The organism is Achromobacter sp. Bel (assembly GCF_012928505.1).
GTDB lineage: Bacteria > Pseudomonadota > Gammaproteobacteria > Burkholderiales > Burkholderiaceae_B > Achromobacter.
Genome location: NZ_JABBJN010000097.1, coordinates 1 through 10,208, shown reverse-complemented (window position 1 = coordinate 10,208; position 10,208 = coordinate 1). Strand labels below are relative to the sequence as shown.

General features: G+C 66.3%; 10 protein-coding genes. 3 read left to right on the top strand and 7 right to left on the bottom strand.

Annotated features, from left to right (window positions below; translation table 11 throughout):
• Positions 1 to 361: 361 nt before the first annotated feature.
• The 3 genes from zapD to HG262_RS30015 form a co-directional block, all read right to left on the bottom strand.
• Positions 362 to 1,114 (bottom strand): cell division protein ZapD, encoded by a 753-nt coding sequence (gene zapD, locus HG262_RS30025; RefSeq protein ID WP_169274474.1) that lies wholly within the window; start codon positions 1,112 to 1,114, stop codon positions 362 to 364.
• A 71-nt stretch (positions 1,115 to 1,185) separates the two neighbouring features.
• Entirely contained in the window at positions 1,186 to 1,803 is a 618-nt protein-coding gene (coaE, locus tag HG262_RS30020; RefSeq protein ID WP_169274473.1) for a dephospho-CoA kinase, read from the bottom strand.
• Positions 1,804 to 1,822: 19 nt separating this feature from the next.
• Positions 1,823 to 2,680 carry an A24 family peptidase gene (locus HG262_RS30015; protein WP_169274472.1) on the bottom strand — a complete coding sequence of 286 codons (858 nt, stop codon included), beginning with the start codon at positions 2,678 to 2,680 and terminating at the stop codon, positions 1,823 to 1,825.
• A gap of 208 nt (positions 2,681 to 2,888) precedes the next feature.
• Here HG262_RS30015 and HG262_RS30010 point away from each other — a divergent pair, with 208 nt between their 5' ends.
• Positions 2,889 to 3,653: a copper resistance protein NlpE N-terminal domain-containing protein gene (locus HG262_RS30010; RefSeq protein ID WP_169274471.1), complete on the top strand. Its 765-nt coding sequence runs from the start codon at positions 2,889 to 2,891 to the stop codon at positions 3,651 to 3,653.
• 357 nt (positions 3,654 to 4,010) lie between these two features.
• Here the strand turns inward: HG262_RS30010 and HG262_RS31155 are convergent, their stop codons facing one another.
• The 4 genes from HG262_RS31155 to HG262_RS29990 form a co-directional block, all read right to left on the bottom strand.
• On the bottom strand, positions 4,011 to 4,391 hold the full coding sequence (locus HG262_RS31155) for a helix-turn-helix transcriptional regulator (RefSeq protein WP_169274470.1): 381 nt from the start codon (positions 4,389 to 4,391) through the stop codon (positions 4,011 to 4,013).
• Positions 4,392 to 4,517: 126 nt separating this feature from the next.
• Positions 4,518 to 5,372: a pantoate--beta-alanine ligase gene (gene panC / locus HG262_RS30000; RefSeq protein WP_169274469.1), complete on the bottom strand. Its 855-nt coding sequence runs from the start codon at positions 5,370 to 5,372 to the stop codon at positions 4,518 to 4,520.
• A 36-nt stretch (positions 5,373 to 5,408) separates the two neighbouring features.
• The gene (locus HG262_RS29995) at positions 5,409 to 6,299 is read right to left on the bottom strand and encodes a ScpA family protein (RefSeq protein WP_169274468.1); all 891 of its coding nucleotides are present in this window, start codon (positions 6,297 to 6,299) and stop codon (positions 5,409 to 5,411) included.
• A gap of 16 nt (positions 6,300 to 6,315) precedes the next feature.
• A complete protein-coding gene (locus HG262_RS29990) occupies positions 6,316 to 6,504 on the bottom strand; it encodes a DUF3460 family protein (protein WP_050447026.1) in 189 nt (62 codons plus the stop codon).
• A 98-nt stretch (positions 6,505 to 6,602) separates the two neighbouring features.
• On the opposite strand from HG262_RS29990, the gene HG262_RS29985 reads away from it, so the two are divergent.
• Together HG262_RS29985 and glpK are read left to right on the top strand one after the other, a co-directional pair.
• Positions 6,603 to 8,057 carry a DHA2 family efflux MFS transporter permease subunit gene (locus HG262_RS29985; RefSeq protein WP_169274467.1) on the top strand — a complete coding sequence of 485 codons (1,455 nt, stop codon included), beginning with the start codon at positions 6,603 to 6,605 and terminating at the stop codon, positions 8,055 to 8,057.
• On the top strand, positions 8,044 to 9,570 hold the full coding sequence (glpK, locus tag HG262_RS29980) for a glycerol kinase GlpK (RefSeq protein ID WP_169274466.1): 1,527 nt from the start codon (positions 8,044 to 8,046) through the stop codon (positions 9,568 to 9,570). The genes HG262_RS29985 and glpK overlap by 14 nt, the downstream gene beginning before the upstream one ends.
• Positions 9,571 to 10,208: the final 638 nt, after the last annotated feature.

The window sequence follows — 10,208 nt, the reverse complement described above, 5'->3', positions numbered from 1 at the left end:
TTGGCCGACGGTCGCAGCACCAGCCAGGCAATGCCCGCCACGGCAAGCAACACCACTGCCAATCCGACGATGCGGCGGCGGGTCCAGCGGGACGGCGGGGAAACAGGACGACTATCGGACATGGAAACGGTTCCGGCACTGACGGAGAAAGCCGTATTGTCTACTAGTCGGTCGCCTTTTCTACCATGGTGCGCCGCAGTTGAAACTGGCCGCAACAGGAATCGGTCTCAAGAACGCCTGTCAGCCATAGGTTGGAAGGGCTTGGCCACAACGCAACCGCTGCTTGATGGGTTGCGCGCGCTCCAGGGTCATTTTCTATGCTGAATTCTCTTGCGCTCCCCCCTACGAACCACCGGGGGGGTTACGAACTGCAGAGGGTCATCTGAAAGGCGACGTCGCGGGCAATCTGCTGGGGCTTGAATTCGCCGTCTTGCGTGGAAAAGCGTATCCAGATCATGTACTTATTGGCGCTGATCTCGGGAAACACGCCTTGGGTCGGGTCCAGCCAGACGCGCAGCAACTGGAATTGCTTGCCACCCAGCATCTGCTGGTAGGCACCCTGCTCGGCCACGATGTCGGTCTTGCGGCCGGACTCGCGCAGCAGGCGCAAGGCCAGCGTCAGGCCGTCGTACAACGCCAGGAAGGGGGACACCCAGGCCTGCAGGTCCGCGCAGCGGGCGGATTCGGTCTTGTTCTGCCAGGCGAAATAGGAAGGCATGTCCACTTGCGTGGCGCTGCCCGGCACGGACAAGCGGCCACGCAGGCTGGTCAACCATTCGTTTTCGCGCAGCGATTGGCCGGTCTTGCCCGGCGCGGCCAGCGCGCTGGCCACTTTCTCCAATTCGCGCAGCATGGCTTCCAGCGCGTCCTGCGCCACGCCGGGGTGATCGCGCAGGCCCACCAGCGCCATGCGCTGGCGTTCCAGGTCTTGCAGCACGGCCCCTTTCACGTCGGTGCGTTCGCACGCGTCGAGCAGATCGAAAAGGGATGTGACGGCGACCTGATGCTGGCGTGAATCCCCCTCGCGGGCAAAGAAGAACAACCTGTCGAACAGGTATTCCAATCGCAGGTAAGCGCGGATGCGCTCGTTGAAGGGATATTCGTAAACAATCACGCTTTTTTACAGGCCCATCAGTGGTCGGCCGGCAGGCCGAGGGATTCAGGGGTGCCGGCCAAGCTTTTCGCTTACCGGCCCGTTGTGGTCGCCAGCGCCAGCCAGCGGTCATGCAGGGTCTTCGCCTGCGCGCGCAATTGTTCCGGCGATGTCGCGCCGTCGTTCACGATGACGTCGTCCGCAACTTCCAACCGGCTTGCCCGTGCAGCCTGTGCCGCCATAATACGCCTGATGGCGGGCTCCGTCAGCCCGCTGCGCGACTGCACGCGCGCCACTTGCGTTTCGGGATCGCAGTCCACCACGCAGATACGATCCACGCGCGTGCGCCAACGCGCCAGCGACTCCACCAGAAGGGGCACCACAAAGACCAGGTACAGTCCGGCCGCAGCCGCCGCCTGGCGTTCGGTCTCTTCGGTAATGGCGGGGTGCAGCACGCCTTCGAGCCGCTGCCGCGCTTGCGGATCCGAGAACGCGCGTTCGCGCATCCATTGACGGTTCAACGCGCCTTCGGGCGTCAGCGCCTGCGGGCCGAATTCGCGTTCGATGGCCGGCATGGCCGCGCCGTTTGCCGCCGTCAACGCGTGCGCGATCTGGTCGGTGTCGACCAGCGTTGCGCCCCATTCGCCCAGCATGTCGGCCACGCGGGACTTTCCCGAGCCGATGCCGCCTGTCAGACCGATCTTGAACATGATGCCCTTCCTTTCTTGCCTAGCGCATGAACTGCCACAAACCCTGCTCGCCGCCCAACAACAGCATCACGATGCCGGCCAGGGCCAGGTAGGGGCCGAAGGGCAGCGGCTGCCCGCGGCCGGCGCGGCCTGACAGCGTCAGCAGCCCGCCAATCAGCACACCCACCAGCGAGGCCGCCAACAACACCATGGGCAGCGATTCGACGCCGAACCACGCGCCCAGCGCCGCCAACAGTTTGAAGTCGCCATACCCCATGCCTTCGCGCCCTGTCAGCAGGCGGAACACGTGGAAGATAACCCACAGGAACACGTAGCCGGCCACCGCGCCCACCACCGCCAGCGGCAAGGTAGTGAACGCGCCGGCCAGGTTGACCAGCAGCCCCGCCCACACCAGCGGCTGCGTCAGCGCATCGGGCAGCAGGGTAGATTCGAAGTCGATCCAGGCCAGCGCCACCAGCATGGCGGACAAGCTCATCGCGAACAGCGCAACGGGCGTTGCGCCGTAGCGCCACGCGCAGGCAGCGAACAGCGCACAGGTCAGGATTTCAATCGCGGGATAGCGCCAGCCGATCGCGGCATGGCAGGCGCCGCAACGGCCACGCAGCAGCAGCCAGCCCAGCACCGGCAGCCGGCGCCAGCCAGTCACCGGCGCATGGCAGGCGGGGCAATGCGATGCGGGGCGCAGCAAGCCTTCGCTGCTGTCCGGCCGCGCACGGCCCACGGCGTCCAGGCACTGGGCCTGCCATTCGCGCTCCATCATGCGCGGCAGCCGGTAGGTCAGCACCGTCAACCAACTGCCGACGAACAGGCCCGCCAGCGCAGCCAGTCCGATGAACGCGCCCAAGGGCATGCCGAAGGCGTGGTGGACGCTGCTCATTTGCCGCCCCGGCGCGCGTGACCGCCCGCGTCCCTTGCATCGCGAATGGCCGAACGGCGGACGGCCGAAAGGCCGATGGCCCGACGGTGGCCGTGTCGTAAATTGTGCATAAAGTGCAGGCAACACCCAAGAGTGGCTAAGGGAACGTATCGAATCTTCGCATAAGTGCGTAAAATCGGAGACAGACTCAATTCACGGATAAGCTGCCATGACCGCCCGCGTCGACATCGTTACCCGATCCCGCAAACTCAGCGTCATGGGGCTGCTGCTGGCCGGTACAGCACTGGGTGCTGCAGGCTGCGCCCAGCAGAAAACCGAAGGCTATTACGACCCCCCGGTTGAAAGCACCGTGACCGACGCCCAATACCAGGGTTCAGGCGCCGGTTACCGCAGCGTCATCCGCGCGCCGTCGCAGGTGCAGATCGCCCTGAAACCCGACGCCCGCAAGCCGCAGAACCAGGCCTCGCAAGCCACGCCAGCCGGCCAGACCACCGAAGACGGCCAGTCCGTGCCGGAAGGCGCCGACCACACCGCGCAATCGTCGGCCCCCGCGCCTGCGCCCGCCGCACCCAATGCCGCCGCGCAAAGCCTGGTGCCGCAACCGCAAACCTATATGGGCACCCTGCCCTGCTTTTCGCCCGCCATGCAATGCACGGCGCAGCGCGTCACACTGACCCTGGCGCCCAACGGCCGCTGGCGCGGCCGCACGGCGTACCTGGAAAACGATCCCCAGAAGGGCCCCGCCGTGACGGAACAGGGTTGCTGGGACGCCACCGACGAGCGCCCGCCGCGCGTCATCCTGATGGATGGCAAGGGCAATGCCCGCGCGGAATTCGTGGTCGCCGCCAACAACGTGCTGCGCGTGCGTTCCATCGCCGGCCAAACGCCCAACCTGAACTACAACCTGACCCGCCAGCCGGACCTGGATCCGATTGACGAGCTGGCCAAGGCTCAGGCGCCCCAGTGCCCGTAATGGCCTTGATGGCCTTGAGGGCCCCGATGGTTTAGGGCCTGCCCCCGAGGTTCAACTCCGAGGTTCAACTCCGAGGTTCAGCCCCGGGGTCAATACCAAGGGCTCCAGGCGTCAAGCTCAGCGCAGACCGCCCCCTCATCCGCTCGATCCCTTCCGGCCCTGGCGAACACCTGTTCGCCAGGGCCGGTTTGCCAATGGCAATGGCAATGGCGCGGCGATGGCGCGGCGATGCGGAAACATCGCAGCGGGGCGCCACCGATGGATGTCGCCAAGGAACAGCCTCAAGGGATATCACCAACGAAGGCCGCTGCATGGCGCCGCTGAAAGTCACTGCCGGCGCGATGCGGTCCCGGACCTTCATCCGGAATCAGGATCGGGCGGCTTGCCGTCCGGGCATGGCCCGTAGGCAGGCAGCGCGGGAGCATGCAGCACATGGCGGGCAACGACCGCCGGGCCGGCTCGGACCGCCGGTGTGCCGTGGCTCGCCAAGGCATTGAGGATGGGAGACGCCCCCGCGCGCCCGTGGGCGCATAGCTGGCACGCCAGTTGCATGGCATTGCGGGCGTCGAGCTTTTCAAAAATGCGGGCACGATGGGCTTCGGCCGTGCGCAGCGAAATGCCCAGGTCGATGGCAATGACCTTGTTGGGGCGGCCGGCCGCCACATAGCCGACGATCTGCCGTTCGCGGGGCGTCAGCGCGGAAAGCACCGCTTCAAGATCGGGACGGGGAGCTTGCATGGGCGACTCTTTTTGCAATGTAGGATTACATCAAGTCTGCCCGGCCACCCACGGCGGCGGAAGCTGGCAAATCTGCCAGGGGTCGGGGCGGCGCGGTATCCGCGCACCCCGTCCTGCGGAAAAGAATCAGGCCTTGTAGGCCAGTTCCAGGTTGTCGATCAAACGGGTGGCGCCCAGCTTGGCGGCGGCCAGCGCCACGACGGGCACGCCGGCCTGCAGATCCGCGGCATCGGGGCGCTTCAGGTCTTGCTGGCGGCGCAGGGCCACGTAGTCCACCTTCCAGCCGCGCAGGGCAAGACGGTCAGCGGCATCGCGCTCCAGGGCCAGCACGTCGCGCTCGCCTTGCGCCAGCCGCTGGCCGATGCGCTGCAGTTCGGCGTACAACGCCGGCGCCTCGGCGCGTTCGCCTTCGGCCAGGTAGCGGTTGCGCGACGACAGCGCCAGGCCGTCATCGGCGCGCACGGTCTCGTGCGCCAGCACTTCCACCGGCAACTGGAACTGGCGGCACATGTTGCGCACCACCATCAGCTGCTGATAGTCCTTCTTGCCGAACACGGCCACGCGCGGCTGCACGCAAGAGAACAGCTTCAAGACCACCGTGCTGACGCCCTCGAAGAAGCCGGGCCGGAACTCGCCTTCCAGGATGTCGCCCAGATCGTCAGGCGGCTGCACGCGGTAGTTCTGCGGTTCGGGGTACATCTCGCGCTCGTTCGGCGCGAACAGCACGTAGACGTCGCGCGCCTGCTCCAGCTTTTCGATGTCGGCCGCCAGCGTGCGCGGATACTGGTCGAAATCCTCGTTGGGGCCGAACTGCAGGCGGTTCACGAAGATGCTGGCCACCACGGGGTCGCCGTGCTGGCGCGCCAGCTTCATCAGGGACAGGTGGCCTTCATGCAGGTTGCCCATCGTGGGCACGAACGACACGCGATTCTGGCCGCGCAGGTGATCGCGCAATTCCTGGATGGTATGGACGACTTTCAAGAGGACTCTCCGGGGTTGGGGGCAGCCCGGTCAGGATCAGGCTGCGACCGCCGCCACGCTGGTGTAGGCCAGGCGCACGTAAATGGGAGCATAGGGCTCCGCCTGCGTGATCTCCAGCAGGGATTCGCGTGCCAGCTCCAGCATGGCGATGAAATGCACGACGACGACTGCCGCGGGCGCGCCTTCGCGGACGCGTTCCATGAAGAGGTCGCCGAATTCCATGAAGCGCACATCGTTCAGGCGCCGCAGGATGTGCGTCATGTGATCGCGCACGGACAGCTGTTCGCGCGTGATGTGGTGATGCTGGTTCAGCTTGGCCCGCTTCATGATGTCGGCCCACGCCAGGCGCAGGTCGTCCACGCTGACTTCAGGCATCATGCGTTCGACGCTGAGGTCGGCCACGGCCTGGCTGCTGACGAAGTCGCGGCCCAATTGCGGCAGCTTGTCCAGCTTCTGGGCGGCCAGCTTCATCTGTTCGTATTCGAGCAGGCGGCGGACGAGTTCGGCGCGCGGATCTTCGGGCTCTTCGCCGGTGTCGGTCTTCCGGACCGGCAGCAGCATGCGCGACTTGATCTCGATCAGCATGGCCGCCATCAGCAGGTATTCGGCGGCCAGCTCCAGGTTGGTGATGCGGATCTGGTCCACATACGACAGATACTGCCGCGTGACATCCGCCATCGGGATGTCCAGCACATTGAAGTTCTGCTTGCGGATCAGGTACAGCAGCAGGTCCAGCGGCCCTTCGAACGCCTCCAGGAACACTTCCAGCGCGTCCGGCGGAATGTACAGATCCGTCGGCATCTGGAACAGCGGCTCGCCGTACAGGCGCGCGAACGCCACGCTATCGACGGTATCGGGCGTGCTGTCCACGGGCGGCTCCACTAGCTTGGCCAGCGCCTCGCCCGGGACGGAAGGGTTTTGGGACATGTCTGCCGCAACGGGATCAGTCTGCCGAATACACGTACGGTTTTTGCGGCACGCGGGCCGCGCGGAAGCCTTCCAGCAGTTCCGAGTCCTGCGGTTTATCCCAAAGACGGGCGCGGCCTTCCCGCTGGCGTTCTTCGGTGCCAGGGTGCGACTGCTTGAAATCTTTCAGGAAAAGGGTGATCTCGGATTCGTAGTTGGTCGCCATGACACCAATTTCAGTGGGTTTCGGATCCCAGGAGTTTACTTCACGCCGGGCCAACCCCCGGCGTTACAATCGTCAGGCACCCAACGCCCCCTCCCGCCATGTCAGCAGAATCCGCAGCAGCCGCCAACCCCGCTCCGCCCTCAACCCCGGACGCGTTGCGCGCGGCGCGCATGATCCCCTTCATCGTGGGCTGTGCGCTGTTCATGCAGATGCTGGACGCCACCGTCGTGGCCACCGCCCTGCCGGCCATGGCCCGGGCCCTGGGATCCACACCCGTCCGGCTGAACGTGGCCATCACGTCCTATCTGCTGTCCGTGGCCGTTTTCGTGCCTGTCAGCGGCTGGGCGGCCGACCGGTACGGCGCCCGCAGGGTGTTCGTGGCCGCCATCGGCCTGTTCACGCTCAGTTCCATCGCCTGCGCGCTCTCGCAGGATCTGCCCCAACTGGTCGTGGCCCGGATCATCCAGGGGATGGCGGGCGCAATGATGGTGCCGGTGGGCCGGATCATCCTGCTGCGCACCGTGCCCAAGCAGGATCTGCTGAAAGCCATGTCTTTCCTGTCCATCCCGGCACTGCTGGGGCCGGTGATCGGGCCGCCGCTGGGCGGCTTCATGGTCACCTACATGTCCTGGCACTGGATTTTCCTGATCAACATCCCGATCGGCGTCCTGGGGATCGCGCTGGTGCTGCGCTACGTGGCCGAAATCAAGGAAGAATCCGCGCCACGCCTGGACTGGCTGGGGTTTTTGCTTAGCGCCGTCTGCCTGGCCGCGCTGGTCAGCGGCTTCGAGGCCATCGGCCGCGACGTGATGCCGCTGCCGATGCTGCTGGGCATGATCGCCGTCGGCGCCGCCTGCGGCTTCCTGTACGCCTGGCACGCCCGGCGCATCGATCACCCCATCATCGACCTGTCGCTGATGCGGATCCCCACGTTCGCCATTTCCACCCTGGGCGGCAACCTGTGCCGCTTCGCCGTGGGCGCCACGCCGTTCCTGCTGGCCATGCTGCTGCAGGTGGGCTTTGGCCTGTCGCCGTTTTCAGCCGGCCTGATCACGTTCGCCAGCGCCGCGGGCGCGCTGCTGATGAAGTTCGTGGCCACGCCCATCGTCCGGCACTTCGGCTTTCGCCGCGTGTTGACCGTGAACGCGCTGCTGACCGGCGTCTTCATCATGGTCTGCGCCACCTTCACCCCCGCCACGCCCGTCTGGCTGATGATCGCCATCCTGCTGGTCGGCGGCTTCTTCCGGTCCTTGCAGTTCACCGGGGTAAATACGCTAACCTATGCCGATATCCCCCCCGCCAAAATGAGCCGCGCCAGCAGTTTCGCGGCGATGGCGCAGCAACTGGGTATCAGCCTGGGCGTGGGGGTGGCCGCAGTCACACTGAATGTCAGCATGGCCCTGCGCGGCGCCGAGACGCTAGCGGTCAGCGACGTCGTCGCCGGCTTCATCGTCATCGGCCTGATGTGCATGGCCTCGACCTTCTCCTTTAGACGCCTTGAGCCGCAGGCCGGGGCACACCTGAACGGCGCCAAACAAAGTGACGACGAATGAATTTGTCCTAGCCCTGGATCAGGGCACGACCAGCTCCCGCGCCATCGTATTCGACCGCGAGGGCGTGGTGCGCGGCGTGGGCCAGCGTGAATTCCGCCAGCACTACCCGCGTCCGGGCTGGGTCGAGCACGACGCCACCGAGATCTGGCACACCCAGCTGGACGTGGCGCGCGAAGCGCTGCGCAACGCCGCCGCGACCGCGGCCGACGTGGCCGCCATCGGCATCACCAACCAGCGCGAAACCACGCTGATCTGGGAACGCGCCACGGGCCGCCCGCTTGCCCGCGCGATCGTCTGGCAAGACCGGCGCACCGCGCCGATGTGCGACCAGCTACGCCGCGACGGCCACGCCGACTTCCTGCAATCGCGGACCGGCCTGGTGCTGGATGCCTATTTCTCTGGCACCAAGCTGGCCTGGCTGCTGGATCACGTGCCGGGCGCGCGCCAGATGGCCGAACGCGGCGAGCTGGCGTTCGGCACCGTGGACACCTGGCTGATCTGGCAACTGACCGGCGGCGCCGTGCACAGCACGGATCCCAGCAACGCGTCGCGCACGATGCTGTTCGACCTGCACACGCAGGACTGGAACGACGAGATCCTGGCGCTCTTGAAGATCCCCCGCGCCGTGCTGCCACAGATCGCGCCCAGCAGCGCGGTCGTGGGCAACGCGTTGCCGGAATGGCTGGGCGGTTCCATCCCGATCGCGGGCGTGGCCGGCGACCAGCAGGCCGCCACCTTCGGCCAGGCCTGCTTCACGCCGGGCATGGCGAAGAATACTTATGGCACCGGCTGCTTCATGCTGATGAACGTGGGCGACAAGCCCGTGCAGTCGAAGAACCATTTGCTGTCGACGGTGGGCTGGGGCCTGCCCCGGTCCGGCCAGGACAGCTGGACACCCACCTACATGCTGGAAGGCGGCGTGTTCGTGGCCGGCGCGGCGGTGCAATGGCTGCGCGACGGCCTCGGGATCATCCAGCGCTCGGAAGAAGTCGAATCGCTGGCGGCCAGCGTGTCGGATACGGACGACGTCTTCATGGTGCCGGCCTTCGCCGGCCTGGGCGCGCCGCATTGGGATCCCTACGCCCGCGGCACGCTGGTCGGCCTGACCCGCGGCACCACCCGCGCCCACATCGCCCGCGCGACGCTGGAATCCATCGCGCTGCAAAGCGCGGAACTGCTGACCTGCATGAACGGCGACAGCGGCATCGCGCTGACGGAACTGCGCGTGGACGGCGGCGCCGCCCGCAACGACCTGCTGATGCAGATGCAGGCCGATCTGCTGGGCGTACCGGTCGTGCGCCCAAGAGTGCCGGAGTCGACGGCGCTGGGTGCAGCGGGGTTGGCGGGACTGGCGGTGGGATTCTGGTCCGGGTTGGACGAGTTTGCGTCGAAGTGGCAGGCGGAACGGACGTTCGAGCCGGGATGGCCGGAGTCGGTTCGTGCCGCGCGGATGGGGAGGTGGAGGCAGGCTGTGGAGCTGTCTAAAGGATGGGCGGCGGGGGGATCGAAGTAGCTGTTTTTTGGGGCTGTGTTCGGTCTTCGTCGGTTGCTCTTCGGTTCAGCTTCGTTCGTCGTTTGAGCTTCGTAGGTCGCCCATCGTTTGAGCTTCGTAGGTCGCCCATCGTTTGAGCTTCGTAGGTCGCCCATCGGCACTGTCGGCGTGACGGCGCGCGCCCACGATTGCGGTCCGGAGCCTTCGCTCCGGACGTCCCCGTCGTCATCCTCGTCCGCCTTCGGCTCCCTTCGGATTCCCTCGGGCGCATCAAGGTTGCGCGCCGTCACGCCGACAGCGCCGACGGGCTACGCGTGTCTTGGGTCGGGGCGCTGCTAGGGCTCTGTTTACTGACGAGTGCTGCGGGGCCCGCCGAATTGCAGCCGCCCGGGCGGCTGCAATCGGCATACGCGTCTCGTGTCGTTGGCGCGGTGGTCGCTAGCGCGTAGGCGGGGAATGGCTTGCTCGTGGCCCCGCAGTCACGGGGAGGGGGTGGAGCGACGGGTGGCGCGCGAGGCGCACTTGCTTGCTGATTAAGACCCGTACGCGCGCCACCCGTCTAATAGGGAGACTGTCGTGTGGGGCTGGCACTGGCTTTCATCTGAGGCGCCGTCAATCTTCAGTCGGCGGTCGTTGGCCGTCAGTCGCTAATCTTCTTC